15 protein-coding genes are annotated in these 16,271 nt (G+C 72.2%); 5 read left to right on the top strand and 10 right to left on the bottom strand.

Features of this window, described 5'->3' with window-relative positions:
- Positions 1-6: 6 nt before the first annotated feature.
- The 9 genes from CO540_RS31025 to rpmH form a co-directional block, all read right to left on the bottom strand.
- Entirely contained in the window at positions 7-954 is a 948-nt protein-coding gene (locus CO540_RS31025) for a hypothetical protein (RefSeq protein WP_253866076.1), read from the bottom strand.
- Positions 955-2,446: 1,492 nt separating this feature from the next.
- Positions 2,447-3,481: a ParB/RepB/Spo0J family partition protein gene (locus CO540_RS19910; RefSeq protein ID WP_099163195.1), complete on the bottom strand. Its 1,035-nt coding sequence runs from the start codon at positions 3,479-3,481 to the stop codon at positions 2,447-2,449.
- 27 nt (positions 3,482-3,508) lie between these two features.
- Positions 3,509-4,855: a ParA family protein gene (locus CO540_RS31215; protein WP_099163194.1), complete on the bottom strand. Its 1,347-nt coding sequence runs from the start codon at positions 4,853-4,855 to the stop codon at positions 3,509-3,511.
- A 247-nt stretch (positions 4,856-5,102) separates the two neighbouring features.
- Complete coding sequence (gene rsmG / locus CO540_RS19900; protein WP_172968047.1) at positions 5,103-5,981, bottom strand: 16S rRNA (guanine(527)-N(7))-methyltransferase RsmG; 879 nt, start codon at positions 5,979-5,981, stop codon at positions 5,103-5,105.
- A gap of 226 nt (positions 5,982-6,207) precedes the next feature.
- On the bottom strand, positions 6,208-6,789 hold the full coding sequence (locus tag CO540_RS19895; RefSeq protein WP_099163192.1) for a R3H domain-containing nucleic acid-binding protein: 582 nt from the start codon (positions 6,787-6,789) through the stop codon (positions 6,208-6,210).
- Positions 6,790-7,002: 213 nt separating this feature from the next.
- Entirely contained in the window at positions 7,003-7,986 is a 984-nt protein-coding gene (gene yidC / locus CO540_RS19890) for a membrane protein insertase YidC (protein WP_099163191.1), read from the bottom strand.
- Between the two features lie 3 nt (positions 7,987-7,989).
- Positions 7,990-8,229 carry a membrane protein insertion efficiency factor YidD gene (gene yidD / locus CO540_RS19885; RefSeq protein ID WP_091567651.1) on the bottom strand — a complete coding sequence of 80 codons (240 nt, stop codon included), beginning with the start codon at positions 8,227-8,229 and terminating at the stop codon, positions 7,990-7,992.
- Positions 8,230-8,270: 41 nt separating this feature from the next.
- Complete coding sequence (gene rnpA, locus CO540_RS19880; RefSeq protein WP_099163190.1) at positions 8,271-8,684, bottom strand: ribonuclease P protein component; 414 nt, start codon at positions 8,682-8,684, stop codon at positions 8,271-8,273.
- Between the two features lie 34 nt (positions 8,685-8,718).
- The gene (gene rpmH, locus CO540_RS19875) at positions 8,719-8,856 is read right to left on the bottom strand and encodes a 50S ribosomal protein L34 (RefSeq protein WP_074478258.1); all 138 of its coding nucleotides are present in this window, start codon (positions 8,854-8,856) and stop codon (positions 8,719-8,721) included.
- Positions 8,857-9,431: 575 nt separating this feature from the next.
- Here rpmH and dnaA point away from each other — a divergent pair.
- From dnaA to CO540_RS19850, 5 genes are all read left to right on the top strand, one after another.
- Entirely contained in the window at positions 9,432-11,240 is a 1,809-nt protein-coding gene (gene dnaA / locus CO540_RS19870; RefSeq protein ID WP_099163189.1) for a chromosomal replication initiator protein DnaA, read from the top strand.
- 930 nt (positions 11,241-12,170) lie between these two features.
- Positions 12,171-13,304, top strand: a complete 1,134-nt coding sequence (gene dnaN / locus CO540_RS19865; RefSeq protein WP_091567631.1) for a DNA polymerase III subunit beta — start codon at positions 12,171-12,173, stop codon at positions 13,302-13,304.
- 40 nt (positions 13,305-13,344) lie between these two features.
- Entirely contained in the window at positions 13,345-14,217 is an 873-nt protein-coding gene (gnd, locus tag CO540_RS19860; RefSeq protein WP_099163188.1) for a phosphogluconate dehydrogenase (NAD(+)-dependent, decarboxylating), read from the top strand.
- 16 nt (positions 14,218-14,233) lie between these two features.
- The gene (gene recF, locus CO540_RS19855; RefSeq protein WP_099163187.1) at positions 14,234-15,367 is read left to right on the top strand and encodes a DNA replication/repair protein RecF; all 1,134 of its coding nucleotides are present in this window, start codon (positions 14,234-14,236) and stop codon (positions 15,365-15,367) included.
- Positions 15,357-15,962, top strand: coding sequence for a DUF721 domain-containing protein (locus CO540_RS19850; RefSeq protein WP_091567619.1), 606 nt, complete (start codon positions 15,357-15,359; stop codon positions 15,960-15,962). Before recF ends, CO540_RS19850 begins: the two co-directional genes overlap by 11 nt.
- On the opposite strand, the gene CO540_RS19845 is transcribed toward CO540_RS19850, so the two are convergent.
- On the bottom strand, positions 15,953-16,192 hold the full coding sequence (locus tag CO540_RS19845) for a hypothetical protein (RefSeq protein ID WP_091567615.1): 240 nt from the start codon (positions 16,190-16,192) through the stop codon (positions 15,953-15,955). The two genes, CO540_RS19850 and CO540_RS19845, sit on opposite strands and share 10 nt — an antisense overlap.
- Positions 16,193-16,271: the final 79 nt, after the last annotated feature.

The following is a 16,271-nucleotide window of genomic DNA, read 5'->3' as shown; positions in this document are numbered from 1 at the left end:
CCCGGGTCAGCCGGCGGTACGCGCCGAGGCCGCCCGCCCGCCGTTCCCGGAGGACCGGCCGTTCTCGTCCGTGACGCCGGCGGACGGCTCGTCGTTCTCGCCCTCCGGCTCGTCGCCCGCGGCCGCGCGTCCGGCGGTTCCGGCCTCGACGCTCCCGCTCTCCTCGCCCACCGGATCACCGTCGGCGTGCTCGTCGGCGGCGGCTTCGGCGGGGTGGCCGCTGCGCATCTCCAGGTCTTCCGCGACATCCGCCTCGGCGGTCTGCTCCGCGGCCTCCGACTCGGGGATCTCGTCCGCCGCCTCGATCACCGATGCGGACTCCTCCTCGGGCTCCTCGGCCACGCTCGTGGGCGACGGCGAGAGGGTGGACGGCGCCTCCCACCGGATGCGGGGCGGCTCGGCGAGCGGACGACCACCGAACTCGGCGAGCCACGCGGCGACCATGGCGAGGTTCTCCCGCCACTGCTCCTCGGAGATCGGCGGCAGGATCGAGTCCCAGAGCGACAGGAACGTGCCCCGCAGTTGCAGTCGGCCGTACGGCCGGGCCAGGAACCACATGTGCAGGTGCGCCGAGCCGTCGCCCCACCGGTTGACGTGCACCCGGGCCACCCCGTCCAGCGAGCGGACGGCCCGCTCCAGACGGACGGTCATCACGCCCAGCTCGGCGGCGAGGAGGTTGGGCAGGTCACCGAGATCGAGGTGGGAGCGGGACTCCAGGATCAGCACCATCGGCAGCCCGGTCGGCCGGTCCATGGCGCGCACCCGCCACCGTTCGCCGACCCAGATGTACGCCTCGTCGGGCGCGTTGCAGGCGGTGCACTCGCGGTCCGCCTCTCCCCGGCGGGGAGGTTCGACCGCGACGGGATCGTCGATCTGCTTGACGCGGAGATCGCCCTCGAAGGGGAAGGAGGGCCACTGGGTGAAGTCCGGGACTGAGGGAGGGGTGTCCTGCACGACGCTGACCCTAACCGAGTTGGCGACGCCTGTCCCTACCCGTTCCCCCGGGCCATCGGTGGGCGGGCGACGATCCACAGCGCTTGTCCACCACGTTGTCCACAGGGTGCCGAGATCACCAGTACGGACCGTCATCCACAGCTCAGCAACGGTTTCCGCGCCGTGTTTCACGTGAAACGGGGCCAGCCTGTGGACAACGCCTGTGGATAACCGAGGGAGCTCGTTCGGAGCCTCGGCCCTCCCTTCTCAACGAGCGACGCATCGATCCGTGCCGGCGTTGTCGGTGCGGAAAGGTGGCGGTAGTCGCGCCCGGGGCTCCGAGGGCTTCGTCGCCGGCCGCCGGCTACCGCGGCGTTCGTTTCACGTGAAACCGGGCCACGGAATGACGGGTCGAAGCGGCTGCGAACCCCGGTCGCAGGCCCGTGCGGCGGGCCGGTCAGGGGTGGTCGCCGACAGGAGGGGCGTTCGGGGTGCCCGGCTCCCTTTCCCCGTTTCACGTGAAACGGCGGCCTCAGGGGCCCAGGAAGGCCGTTCTGGGGCGGATGCCTCCTCGGACCCCGGCTCGGCGATCTCGTCTGCCTGGTGACGACTCAGCGGCCTGGGCACGTCAAGACGGCGGCGAGGGTGGGGCGACGCGCAATTTCTGGGCTGAGGGCGAGGGGCGAGCGGGTGCTCGCGATGTCGGCCAGCTCTCTGCCGTTGGCGGTTCTCCACTCCCGAGGCCACCGGTTCGACGCCGTCCGCTCGCGCGACCGGGAGCAGTGACGGCCGACGTCGGTCGGGTAGCAGCGACGGCGGTCGGCCTCCGTGCCGGGCGCTGACCGTCCGCCGTTACCGGTCCGGTTCGGCGGGACGTCGCGGGGGCCTCGGCGGAGAGGCGGTCGGTCGACGATCGGCCCAGCGGCCCGGCGGCCCGGCCCGCAGGACGCCCAAGCCGACGAGCCGCCAGCCGGCCCGCCCGACACAGGTCGGCTCGACGCACGGTGGACCGTCGGATGTCGGCCCGACCGCTCGGCGATGTCGGGGACGTGGTGGCCGGCGACGGTTGGGGCCGGCAGCCGCTATCGCCCGAGCCCACCAACAACCCTGCCCCTCGAAGGCCAGGCGATCCAGGAAGGTCCGCGAGTGGGGGACTGTGAACCCCGGACGCGATCCCCGTCAGCCGCCCGGGCGCAGTGTTGGCCGACTCCCGCCGGTGGCCTCGGATCAGTCGAACCCGCCACGGCCACCATTTCGTCGGCCGACCGTCGCGCCCCTCCGACAATCCCCTCTCCCTGTTTCGACACCCGGGTTGGCCGTTTCACGTGAAACCGGCCGCCAGCGAGGGGCCGAAGCACCGTTCACGCCGGCCGCCCGTTGCGGATACCGGCTCGGCTCGCAGCTCGCCGGCGAGGACCGAGCAACGCGGAGACTCGCGAGACGCCGGACCGAACGAGTCCGGCCGCACCTCCCTCACGGGCGGTGCGGCCGGGAAACGAACGAGGGCCGGAACTCAGTCGCCGGGTTGCTGCTCCTCGCCGACGCCGATGATGCCGACGATCCGCTCCAGGTCGTCGACGGTCGCGAACTCGATCGTGATCTTGCCCTTGCTCCGGCCGATGTCGACCTTCACCCGGGTGTCGAACCGGTCCGAGAGCCGGTCGGCCAGATCGGAGAGCGCGGGAGCGTGCGGCTTGGTCCGCCGCTTCGCCGCGGGTGCCTTCGCCGGTCCGTCCGCGAGCGCCAGCGCCACCAGTTCCTCGGTGCCGCGTACCGAGATGCCCTCGGCGACGATCCGGGTGGCGAGATGCTCCTGGGCGTCGGCGTCCTCCAGGCTGAGCAACGCTCGGGCGTGACCGGCCGAGAGCACGCCGGCGGCGACCCTGCGCTGTACGGCGGCGGGGAGGTTCATCAGCCGGATCGTGTTGGAGATCTGCGGGCGGCTGCGGCCGATCCGCCGGGCCAGCTCCTCGTGGGTGGCCCCGAACTCCTCCAGCAGTTGCTGGTACGCGGCCGCCTCTTCGAGCGGGTTCAGGTTGGCGCGGTGGATGTTCTCCAGCAGCGCGTCCCGGAGCATCGCGTCGTCCTTGGTCTCCCGGACGATCGCCGGGATGTTCTCCCGGCCGACCGCCTGGGCGGCGCGCCAGCGCCGCTCGCCCATGACGAGTTCGTACTTCTCCGGGTCGAGCTGCCGGACGACGATCGGCTGGAGGAAGCCGACCTCCTGGATCGAGGTTTTGAGCTCCTCCAGCGCGTCCTCGTCGAAGACGTGCCGGGGCTGCTTCGGGTTCGGCACGATGGCGTCGACCGGGATCTCGGCGAAGCGGGCACCCGGCACCGGGCTCAGCTGAGGCTCCGGCGCGACGGCGGGGGACGCGGTCCCGCCGCTCGCTCCGGTCACTGCTGCCGTGGCGCCGTTGGCGGAGGCCACCGGCGCGGGGGCCGCCGCCGTCGACTCGCCACCTTCCGGGTCGGCTCCTGCCACCGGCCCGGTGGGGATGAGGGCGCCGAGCCCTCGGCCCAGACCGCCGCGGGGACGGTTCTTCATGCGACGCCTCCCAGCGACATCTCCGCACTACGCATTCCGGCTCACCGGCTCCTTGACGCCTCGCTCGGCGATCTCCTGGGCGGCCTCGAAGTAGCTCGTGGCACCCCGCGAACCGGGATCGTAGGTCATCACCGACTGGCCGTAGCTCGGCGCCTCGGAGACCCGCACGTTCCGGGGGATCACGGCCTGCAGCACCTTGTCCCCGAAGTGGTTCCGGACGTCCTGCTCCACCGCGTCGGCCAGCCGGGTGCGCCGGTCGTACATGGTCAGCAGGATGGTCGAAACCTCGAGCTGCGGGTTCAGGTGCTGGCGTACCAGGTTGATGTTGTTGATCAGCTGGTTGAGCCCCTCCAGCGCGTAGTACTCGCACTGGATGGGGATCAGCACCTCCTGCGCGGCCACGAGCGCGTTGACCGTCAGGAGGCCGAGCGACGGTGGGCAGTCGATGAAGACGTAGTCGAAGTGCCCGGGGTACGCGGCGATGGCCCGCGCCAGGCGGGACTCCCGGGCGACCACCGAGACCAGCTCGATCTCGGCACCGGCCAGATCTATGGTGGCGGGCACGCACCACAGGTTGGGGATGCCCTCCACCGCCTGGGCCACCTCCTCCAGCGGCACGCTGTCGATGAGGCAGTCGTAGACGTCCGGCACGCCCGTGTGGTGGGGCACGTTGAGCCCGGTGGACGCGTTGCCCTGCGGGTCGAGGTCGACCACGAGCACCCGGTTGCCGTGCAGCGCGAGCGCCACCGCCAAGTTCACGGTGGTGGTGGTCTTACCCACGCCACCCTTCTGGTTGGCGACGCACATCACCCGGGTCCGGTCGGGGCGCGGCATGGTGACCTCGCCACTGGGATTCAGGATCTGCACGGCGCGCATCGCCTCCATAGCCAACGGTGGGTCATCCTCTTCGCGCGTCGGGGTTTCACGTGAAACGTACGTGGTGGCCCCGGTGTCGTCCCCGTACCCGGCTGCCGGTGGCGTGTCGGCCGGCACGGCCGACACGGGGGCGGAGTCAGGGGTGGGCTGATGCGGCACGGCGGACACCGGTGGTTGGGGCTCGAACCGGCCCGACACCGCCGCGTTCCCACGCGCGACCGCCGGGCGTGGGGTCGGCGCGTTCACCGGGCCCTCGCTCGGGTCGAGCGGGTCGCGGGCCGGCGGCACGTTGACCGGAACGGACGACACCGGGCGTACGGCGCCCGCCGCGGGAGCGTCCCGCCGCGGCGTCGGGTCGACGGGCTGATGCGGTGCCGCGTCGCGGGGATCGTTCACCACCCACTCCTGGTAGCTGGTTTCACGTGAAACGGGATCACCGGTGGGTCGCCCGTCGGGCCCGGTCAGCCGTGGATCGTCGTACCTGCCGTCGTCATGCACCTGTCATCCCTACCCGCTCCGGATGGTCGGTCCGCACCCCGTCAATCAGGCCTCGCGCTTCGCGCGACGTCATCGGCCCGGTGAGAGCGGTCGGGTTCGGACGCCGCCCGGCACCGCCGCTCCACACTATCGACGCGCGGTCAGCCTACGGCCGACGGGCGCGGCGGGTCCACGTCGGGTTGCGATCGATCAGGTCACGCCCACCCGGTCCAACGACCGGGTGGGGTGCCGGGAAAGCCCGCCCGGGTCAGCGATCCCGGTTACGACCACCGCGATTGCGGCCACCGCGCGACCGCTTCGGCTTCTTCGCGCGCGGCGGGTTCACCACGCGCTCCCGGACCACCTCGACCACTGTCGCCGCCGGCTCGATAACCCCGGCGCCGCACCGGTGAAGTTCGGGTGTCCCGCCACCCAGGCGGACCACCGCGTCGGTGTGTTCGGCGATCTCGTCCGCCGCCGAGGCGCCCTTGAGCGCCAGGAGTCGACCACCCGGCACCGTCAACGGCAGGCACCAGGCGGCGAGCCGGTCCAGCGCGGCGACCGCACGGGCGGTGACGATGTCGGCGGCCAACGGGTCCCGGTCCCGCGACCCGGCTGCCGCCTCCTCGGCCCGTCCCCGAAAGACGCGAACGGACCGGGTGAGGCCGAGCCGCTGCACGGCCTCGATCAGGAACGACACCCGCCGGGCGAGCGGCTCGACCAGGGTGACGGTGAGATCGGGGCGCGCGATCGCCAGCACCAGACCGGGCAGTCCCGCTCCGGAGCCGACGTCGATCACGCTGGCCCCCTCCGGGATCCGCTCCGCCATGACCGCGCAGTTGAGCAGGTGCCGGTCCCACAGCCGGGGCGCCTCGCGAGGTCCGATCAGACCACGCACCACGCCCTCCGTGGCGAGCAGCTCGGCGTACGCCGCGGCGAGGTCCAGACGCTCACCGAAGAGCGTCCTGGCCGCCTCCGCCAGCTCGGGTGGCAGGGTCGCCTCGGCCGGATCGGGCGCCGCCTCCCCGAGAGGCGCGTCCGCACCGTCCACCGAGGACGGTTCCGGTTCGGCGAAGACCGGGCCGACCGGGCCGGACGGGGCGTCGGACGCCGCGTCCACCGGTGGTTCACCGGAGAAGGCCGGCATCACGTCGGCCGCGGGATCGGTCGCCACGGAGTCGCCGGTCGCCGCCGGCTCGCCGGAGAAGGCGGGCTCGACCGACGCGGCGGGCCGGTACGCCGGGTCGGCCGACCGGTCCTCGTCGGAGAAGACCGGATCGGCGCTCGGGTCGGGCCGCACAGCGGACGGCCCGGGCGGCGTACCGCCCGGGCCGGCCACGGCATCAGCCGTCGTGTCGTCGGAGACCACTGCCTCAGTCCGCCACCGGGCGGACGACGATGCGCCGGTTCGGCTCGACACCCTCGGACTCGCTCTCCACGTCGGTCATCGCGTTGACCACGTCGTGCACGCACTTGCGTTCGAACGCGGACATCGGCTCCAGGCGCACCGGTTCACCGTGCTCCTTGACCTTCTCGACCGCGTTCTTGGCCACCGCCGCCAACTCCTTGCGCCGGGCGGCCCGGTAGCCGCCGACGTCGAGCAGCAGCCGGCTCGGCGTACCGGTCTGCCGGAACACCGCCAGGCGGGTCAGCTCCTGGAGCGCCTCGAGGGTGGCGCCGCGCTGGCCGACCAGGTTCTGCAGGCGGCCACCGACCACCTCGACGACCGGGCGGCCGCCGGAGACCAGCTCGTCGATGTCGCCGTCGTAGTCGAGGATGTCCAGCAGGCCCTCGACGTAGTCGGCGGCGATCTCACTCTGCCGGAACAGGTCGCTGTCGGCCGGGGCCTTCTTCTCCCGGGCCTCGGCCGTGCCCTCCTCGGTCTCGGTGGCGGTGGCCGTGGGGGTCTCCTCGTCCAGGGACTGGTCGGCGCTGGGGATGCTGGTGTCGGTCACGGTCTCATCTCCGTACTCGCTCGGCCGGACCGTCGGGGTCCGCTGGTCTCCCGGGGGCCGGCGGGAGGTTCGCCGGGTGCCCACGGGCACGTCTGTACGGGCCAGTCTCGCCCGTGGCCGCGCTGCGCGCGGCGGTTCCGGCCCGGCGCCGACCCTCGGTGGCAGCTCGGGAACCGGACGGGCCACCGCCGGGTGGCGGTGGCCCGGCGGGGCTCAGCCCTGACGCTTGGCGGGTCGGCCCGCGCCCTTCTTCGGGTTGACCGGCTTGGCGCCCGGCTTCGGGCCGGCCACCTTCGGCGCGGCGGCCGGCGCCTTGACCGCGGGCTGGGCGGTCTTGCGGCCTAGTAGACCGGTCTTGGCCGGCTGAACGGGGCTCTTGCCCGGGGTGGCGTTCTTCTTCGGCGGCACCAGTGGCGGGAACTTCCGCAGCACCCACTGCTGCTGGCCCAGCGTGAACAGGTTGTTGGTGACCCAGTAGATGATCACACCGATCGGGAAGATCGCGCCCGAGACCAGCAGGGAGAGCGGGATGCCGTAGAGCATCAGCCGCTGCACCATCCGCTGCTGCGGGTCCTCGGCCCAGCCGGTCTTGAGGATCATCTGCCGGCTGGTCAGGTAGGTGGTGGCGATCATGATGAGCACCAGGATGCCGGCGACCACCTTGACCGTGCCGGTGTTCGCGCCCAGCCGGGACAGCTCCTCTGCGGTGGAGCCGAACTTGCCGGAGATCGGGGCGGTGAAGAGACTCGCGTTGGACGCGCTGTTGAACTGCTCGACGGTCCAGCCGTACAGGGTCTTGCCCGGGTTGTCGGGGTTGAGCCGCTTCAGCGTGTGGAACAGGCCCAGGAAGACCGGGATCTGGAGGAACATCGGAAGGCAGCCCATCAGGGGGTTGGCCTTTTCCTTCCGATAGAGCTCCATCATCTCCTTCTGGAGCGTCTCCCGGTCACCCTTGTGCTTCTCCTGGAGCTCCTTCACCTTGGGCTGGAGCGCCTGCATGGCACGCTGCGACTTGATCTGCTTGACGAAGACCGGGAAGAGGATCACCCGGACCGTCACCACGAGGAAGACGATGGCGAGGATCCAGGCCCAGTTCGTGCCGATCACCGCGTCGACGGGCACCCCGATGGCGTCCCAGGCCGAGTGCCAGGTCAGCAGGATCCACGAGATCGCGTAGTAGATCCAGTCGAGACTCAATTCTCAGGCTCCAGTCACGTCGGCACGGCGGCGATCGCCCGGCTCCGGCACCGGGTCGTGACCACCTGGGTGAAAGGGGTGGCAGCGCGACAGCCGCCGGACCGTCAGCCAGGCCCCCCGCAGCGCACCGTGCCGGGACACCGCCTCCACGGCGTAGGCACTGCACGACGGGTAGAACCGGCAGCGGGCCGGCAGTGCCGGACTTATCCACCGACGGTACGCGATGATGGGCGCCAGCAGCATGCGGGCACCGGTAGTCGGCGACGGGGTCAGGGGCGCACCGTTCACCGCGACCGCCGTCCCCGGGGCGACCGCGCGGCGGCGAGGGCGGCGTCCAGGTCGGCTCCGAGCCGGGCGTACGTGGCGTCGGCGGCCGGGGGCAGCGCGCGTACCACCAGGGTGGTGCCGGCGGGCAGTTCGGCCAGGCGTTCCCGGACCAGGTGCCGCAGGCGGCGACGGACCGTGTTGCGAACCACCGCGCCACCGACGGCCTTGGACACGACGAAGCCGGCGCGGCGGGGTGCGGAGATCTCCGCACCGCTGCTCCGCGCCGGCTCCGGCGAGGTGGTCCCGGTGGGGCCGGTCGGTTCAGGGAGGCTCAGGTGGACCACGACGGCGCCACGGCCGACGCGTCGGCCACCGCGAACCGCTGCGGCGAAGTCGCTACTGCGCCGCAGTCGCTGCGCGGCGGTCAGCACGACTGCCCACGTCCCCGGACCGGACCGGTCGGCCTCAGGCCGACAGGCGGGTGCGGCCCTTGGCGCGACGGGTCGAGATGATGGCGCGGCCGGCACGGGTGCGCATGCGCAGCCGGAAGCCGTGGGTCTTCGCGCGCCGGCGGTTGTTCGGCTGGTAGGTGCGCTTGCTCACGTCAGGCTCTCCGTTGTCGTACGCCCCGCGCGGCGGATCGCCCGGGGTCGTGTGCTGGTCCAGATCACCTCGGCGGTGACCTCCGATCGGCGCTGCCCGGTGACGCGACCCCCGACGGTGCGGGGCGACAGCCACGGACAGCAAGCATCCATCACCCTAGCAGAGGGCGAGAGAGCAGCCGCTCCAGCCTACGCAGGGGCGCAACGACCGTCAAACGTCACACTCCGGCTCCGACCTGCGCCGGAATGGCGACCGAAGGGGCGGTTTTCACTGATGTTGCCAACGCCGCCAGGGTGTCGGCGGTTGATGGTGTGGGGTCCCCGCTGTTAGCGTGCGCGATTGCGGTCGGCGTCGGGGGTCCGAGTTTGTCGCCGATCGGCAAGACCGGACAAGCTGTTGAATCGTTCGGCACGGTGAACCCGCTTCAGCGCCTCCGCGAACCAGGGGGCAGGTCCGACCCGCGTCCGGTGGGCGGCCACAATCGGTCGGTACACACAGGCTGTGGATAACTTGTGGATGACGACCGGTCAGCCGTCCGGGCGGGCGTGAGGATCAGGCGAGGGGGTGGCACGACGGTGACCGGAGCGAACGACCTCGCCGCGGTGTGGACGGCGACCACCGAGGAACTCGCCGACGAGATCATCTCCGCGCAGCAGCGGGCGTACCTCCGGCTCACCCGGCTCCGGGCGATCGTCGAGGACACCGCCCTGCTCTCCGTCCCGGACGCCTTCACCCGGGACGTGATCGAGTCCCGGCTCCGCCCCGCCATCACGGAGGCGTTGAGCCGCCGGCTCGGCCGGCCGATCCAGGTGGCCGTCACGGTGCGGGTCGCCGAGGACCCGGCCGGACGCCCGGCCGGCACGGTGTACCGCAGCGCTCCGGAGCCGCTCGCCGAACCGGACGGCCCCGCGGACCTGCTTCCCGGCTTCGACCAGCCGGCCGCACCGGCCTTCCCCGCTCCCCGCCAGGAGCCCGGGTACGCCGAGGCGCGGCCGGACCAGCCGGTGGACGAGCCCGCCCCCCGGCAGCGGACCGCCGACGGCGGGCGACCCCAGCTGATCCCGGCCGGCCGGGACGGGCAGGACACCCTGTTCGGCGCCGCGTTCGCCGAGCCGATGCGGGCCGCGCCGGAACGCCGCCCCTACGACGAGCGGCCCCGGATCGAGCCGGCCGCTCCCGACGCCGGCGGGTACGAGCCCCGCTACCGCGAGGCCCCGGGACCGGTCGACCCTCCCCCGATGCGCGGCCTGCCCCGCGACGGCGCGACGGACAGCGGCCCGGGTCGCGGCGGCACCGACCACCACCGTCCCGGCGGCCAGGCCGACCGCCGGCTCCCCGGTGCCGGGGACAGCGGTGGCAACCGGCTCAATCCGAAGTACATGTTCGAGACGTTCGTCATCGGCTCGTCCAACCGCTTCGCCCACGCGGCGAGCGTGGCGGTGGCCGAGTCGCCGGCCAAGGCGTACAACCCGCTGTTCATCTACGGCAGCTCGGGGCTGGGCAAGACCCACCTACTGCACGCCATCGGGCACTACGCCACCACGTTGGGCAACGCCCGCTCGGTCCGGTACGTCTCGACCGAGGAGTTCACCAACGACTTCATCAACTCGCTGCGGGACGACAAGACCAGCGCGTTCCAGCGCCGCTACCGGGACGTGGACATCCTCCTGATCGACGACATCCAGTTCCTGGAGAACCGGGAACGGACGCAGGAGGAGTTCTTCCACACCTTCAACACGCTGCACAACGCCAACAAGCAGATCGTGATCACCTCCGACCGCTCGCCGAAGCAGCTGGCGACGCTGGAGGACCGGCTGCGGACCCGGTTCGAGTGGGGACTGCTCGCCGACATCCAGCCGCCGGACCTGGAGACCCGGATCGCGATCCTGCAGAAGAAGGCGGCGCAGGAGCGGCTCTACGCCCCGCCGGACGTGCTGGAGTTCATCGCGTCCCGGGTGTCGAACTCGATCCGGGAACTGGAGGGGGCGCTGATCCGGGTCACCGCGTTCGCCAGCCTCACCCGTTCCTCGGTCGAGCTGTCGCTGGCCGAGGAGGTGCTGCGGGACTTCATCCCGGACGGCGCCGGCCCGGAGATCACCGCCGACCAGATCATGGTCTCCACCGCCGACTACTTCGGGGTGAGCCTGGAGGACCTGCGGGGTCACTCCCGCTCCCGGGTGCTGGTCAACGCCCGGCAGGTGGCCATGTACCTGTGCCGTGAGCTGACCGACCTGTCGCTGCCCCGGATCGGCCAGGCGTTCGGTGGCCGGGACCACACCACGGTGATGCACGCCGACCGCAAGATCCGTCAGCAGATGGCGGAGCGACGCTCGCTCTACAACCAGATCGCCGAGCTGACCAACCGCATCAAGCAGAACACCTGAGCCCCACCCCTGCGGCCCTCCCGCCCGTCACTTCGGCGCGGTGATCAAGGGCTTGGTGTCGGGGCGACCCGTTCTCGGTGACCCGCGCTCCCTGCTCGACACCAGAAGTCGGCCGCTGGCTGTCCTGCCGCGCTGCCCGCTCGCTCATTCCTTCCGCCCGGACGGGCCACCGGTCATGGACGTGTTTCGCCTCCGGAGGGGCCGAGATCCCGGGTTGCGGGGAGCGGGCGGCGGGAGCGGTTGACCCTCGACCCGGTGAAGGGCACAGGATCGGTCGCGTGCTCGTCCACAGCTCGTGCCCGTTGTCCACACCCCCTGTGTCACAGGCGGTGGAAAACCACCCTGTGCATTCGGCCGGTTACCCACAGACTGTGGACAACTCCTGGGGACGACGCTGTGGATGCCTGGGGACGACGGCTCCGTTGTCCACCGACGACGGTCCGGCTGTGGGTGGCCTGTTGAAGGTTCTGGGGACAACCGCGGTCGACGCCGTCGGCGCTGTCCACAGCACTGGGGAGAAACCCGGTGGATTACCGGTGGACAACCGGTGGACAGCCGTGGAAAACCCGGGAGCTGGCGACGGCTGTGGACCGGGACACGGGTTGTACCCCTGGTTCTCCACAGCCAAACCACCGGTGGATAACCTGTCTGACCTGCGCGGACGCGGGTTCTCCACAGTTTGCACAGGTGCGATGAAGACGATGAGTTATCTCTTCTAAACAACAAAAACCAATCATCACCGTTGGACTTCCTGTGGATCGGGCCGGAGCACTGCCGCCGGCAGTCGCCCGGGCACCTGGATCCACGGGGTCGGGCGCACAGCCGATGCCCACGCGCCCTAAGGTGCGATGGGTACCCGCACGGTCGGGCGGGACGGGTGGCAGCGGTCGGCATGAGAGAGTTGTCGCTGACGTCGACGCGGAGGCATTGATGAAGTTCCGAGTGGAGCGCGACGCGCTCGCCGAGGCGGTCGCGTGGACCGCCAAGAGCCTGCCCAACCGACCCTCCGTACCGGTGCTGGCCGGGGTGATGCTCCGGGTGACCGACGGCAACCTCCAGGTCTCCGGCTTCGACTACGAGGTCTCCAGCCAGGTGACCGTCGAGGTGCAGGGTGACGCGGACGGCGCCGCCCTGGTCTCCGGTCGACTGCTCGCCGAGATCACCAAGGCCCTGCCGGCCAAGCCGGTGGACATCGCCGCCGTCGGCGCCCACCTGGAGCTGGTCTGCGGCAGCGCCCGGTTCACCCTGCCGACCATGCCGGTGGAGGACTACCCGACCCTGCCGGAGATGCCGGAGAGCGCCGGCACCGTCGACGCCGCCGCCTTCGCCGCCGCGGTGGCCCAGGTCGCCGTGGCCGCCGGCCGGGACGAGACGCTGCCGATGATGACCGGCGTCCGGCTCGAGCTGTCCGGTGGCACCATGGCGATGCTCGCCACCGACCGCTACCGCCTCGCGCTGCGCGAGATGGAGTGGAACCCGGACGACCCGGAGATCAGCCTCAACGCGCTGGTTCCGGCCCGCACGCTGCACGACACCGCCAAGGCGCTCGGCCCGCTCGGCGGGCACGTCACCATGGCGCTCTCCTCCGGCGGCGCCGGCGAAGGCATGATCGGCTTCTCCGGCGGCACCCGCCGGACCACCAGCCGGCTGCTCGACGGCGCCAACTACCCGCCGGTGCGGTCGCTCTTCCCGGCCGACCACAACGCCGAGGCCCGCGTCCCGGTCGCCACCCTGATCGAGGTGGTCAAGCGGGTGGCGCTGGTCGCCGAGCGCACCACCCCGGTGCTGCTCAGCTTCAGCTCGGACGGGCTCGTGGTGGAGGCCGGCGGCACCGAGGAGGCCCGGGCCAGCGAGGCCATGGAGGCCACCTTCAGCGGCGACCCGCTCACCATCGGCTTCAACCCGCAGTACCTGATCGACGGCCTGAACAACCTGGGCGCCCAGCACGCCCTGCTGCGGTTCGTCGACGCGTTCAAGCCCGCGGTCATTTCCCCGGCCGGCGAGGATGGCGAGGTCATCCCGGGGTACCGGTACCTCATCATGCCGATCCGCGTGTCCCGCTGATCGCAGGCAGCACGACCCTGACGTACGGAGGTAGGAGCAGATGCAGCTCGGCCTGGTAGGACTCGGCCGGATGGGCGGCAACATGCGCGAGCGGCTGCGCGCCGCCGGGCACGAGGTGGTCGGTTTCGACCGTAACCCGGAGCTCAGCGACGCCGCGAGCCTCGCGGAGCTGGCCGAGAAGCTCGACTCGCCGCGCGCGATCTGGGTCATGGTCCCCGCCGGCGTCACCGACGCCACCATCGACGAACTCGCCGACGTGCTCGGCGAGGGCGACATCATCATCGACGGCGGCAACTCCCGGTTCAGCGACGACGCCCCGCGCGCCGAGCGGCTGAACGAGCAGGGCATCGGCTACATCGACGTCGGCGTCTCCGGCGGCGTCTGGGGCCGGCAGAACGGCTACGGCCTGATGGTCGGCGGCGCCCAGGAGCACGTCGAGCGGCTCATGCCGATCTTCAACGCGCTCAAGCCCGAGGGCGAGTTCGGCTTCGTGCACGCCGGTCCGGTCGGCGCCGGCCACTACGCCAAGATGGTGCACAACGGCATCGAGTACGGCCTGATGCACGCCTACGCCGAGGGCTACGAGCTGCTCACCGCCTCCGAGCTGGTGACCAACGTCCCCGGCGTGTTCAAGTCCTGGCGGGAGGGCACCGTTGTCCGGTCCTGGCTGCTCGACCTGCTCGACCGGGCGCTCGACGAGGACCCGGAGCTGGCCGAGCTGAGCGGCTACACCGAGGACACCGGCGAGGGCCGGTGGACGGTCGACGAGGCGGTCCGGCTGGCCGTCCCGCTCAACGTCATCACCGCCTCGCTGTTCGCCCGGTTCGCGTCGCGGCAGGACGACTCACCCGCCATGAAGGCCGTCGCCGCGCTGCGCCAGCAGTTCGGCGGCCACGCCGTCCACAAGCGCTGAGCGCTGTCCACAGCCTGTGTACGTCCGCCGGCTCGAACTGGTCGACTTCCGCTCCTACGAGCGGGTCGGCGTCGACCTTGAGCCGGGTCCGAACGTGCTCGTCGGCGCCAACGGCGTCGGCAAGACCAACCTGGCCGAAGCGCTGGGCTACGTGGCGACCCTGGACTCGCACCGGGTCGCCACGGACGCCCCGCTGGTGCGGATGGGCGCCACCTCGGCGGTGATCCGCTGCGCGGTGGTGCACGACGGCCGGGAGCTGCTGGTCGAGCTGGAGATCGTTCCGGGCAAGGCCAACCGGGCCCGGCTCGGCCGGTCCCCGGCCCGGCGCGCCCGGGACGTGCTGGGCGCGCTGCGCCTGGTGCTCTTCGCGCCGGAGGACCTGGAACTGGTCCGCGGCGACCCGGCCGAACGCCGCCGCTACCTGGACGACCTGCTCGTCACCCGCCAGCCCCGCTACGCCGGCGTGCGCGCCGACTACGAGCGGGTGGTCAAGCAACGCAACGCGCTGCTGCGGACGTCGTACCTGGCCCGCAAGACCGGTGGTACGCGCGGTGGTGACCTGTCCACCCTCGCCGTGTGGGACGCCCACCTGGCGCAGCACGGGGCCGACCTGCTCGCCGGCCGGCTGGAGCTGGTCGCCGCGCTCACCCCGCACGTGGCGAAGGCGTACGACGCGGTGGCCGCCGGCCGGGGCGCGGCCGGCATCGCGTACCGGCCGTCGGTCGAGCTGCCCGAGCCGGCGGCCGACCGGGCGGCGCTGGCCGAGGCGCTCACCGCCGCGCTCACCGCGAACCGGTCCGCCGAGATCGAGCGCGGCACCACGCTGGTCGGGCCGCACCGCGACGACCTGGCCCTCACGCTGGGCCCGCTGCCGGCCAAGGGGTACGCCAGCCACGGCGAGTCCTGGTCGTACGCGCTGGCGCTGCGGCTGGCCGGCTACGACCTGCTGCGGGCCGACGGGATCGAGCCGGTGCTGGTGCTGGACGACGTCTTCGCCGAGCTGGACGCCGGCCGGCGGGAACGGCTGGCCGAGCTGGTCGGCGGCGCCGGCCAGCTCCTGGTGACCTGTGCCGTGGACGACGACGTGCCGGCGACGCTGCGCGGCGCCCGCTACACGGTCGCGGAGGGGACGGTGCGACGTGTCGGATGACGAGGTGCGACTCCCGCCGGCCCGGCTGGGGCCGGGACGCGACGCGCGTACCCCCGGGAAGTCGGCGGACGGCGAGCCGGCCGCGGGCCTGCCGGAGGGCGCGAGCGGGCCGGAACTGGCCCGGGCGGTGCTCGACGCGGCGAAGGCCCGGCGCCAGACGGCGGCCCCCCGGCGGCGTGCCGCGGTGCGCGGCGACGGCGAGCGGCGGCTGCGCGGCTACTCCGGGGCCGGGCCGGACCCGCGTGACCCGCAGCCGCTCGGCGCGGTGCTGGACAAGCTGGTCAAGGCGCGGGGCTGGCAACAGCCGGCGGCCGAGGCGACCGTCTTCGGCGCCTGGGAGAAGGTGGTCGGGCCGGAGGTCGCCCAGCACAGCCGCCCGGTGAAGCTGGAGAACGGCGAGCTGACCGTGGAGGCCCGCTCGACGGCGTGGGCCACCCAGCTGCGCCTGCTGGCCGGCTCGCTGCTCAAGCAGATCGCCCGTGAGGTCGGCCACAACGTGGTGCGCAAGCTGCACATCCACGGTCCGGCCGCGCCGTCCTGGTCGCGGGGGCCGCGCCGGGTGCGCGGCCGGGGACCGCGCGACACCTACGGCTGACCGTCGCCCCCGGCCCGGCGGGCCTCCCGGCGGGCGCGCTTGAGTTCCCGTTGTTCGCGGCTCCACTGCTTGCGCCGCTCCAGGTCCTGTTTCCAGGCCTCGCGCGCCAGCCGCGAGCCGCCCTGCACGGCACCCTGCACCTGGGAGGGGCCGGCGAGGTTGCGGAAGACCCAGCCCAGGAGGCGTCCGCCCTGGCCGGAGGTGTCGCCCACCTGCTCGTCGCTGCTCATTGGCACCCTTCCCAGACGATTGGCGTACAAACAATTGGTACACCAATCGTTGGTATCATCGCAACGACGACGAGGAGGG

This window comes from Micromonospora sp. WMMA2032 (genome assembly GCF_002688545.1).
In the GTDB taxonomy this organism is placed as follows: Bacteria; Actinomycetota; Actinomycetes; order Mycobacteriales; family Micromonosporaceae; genus Micromonospora; species Micromonospora sediminicola.
Note: the sequence above shows the minus strand (reverse complement) of the source record. Positions and strands in the feature narration are given on the sequence as shown.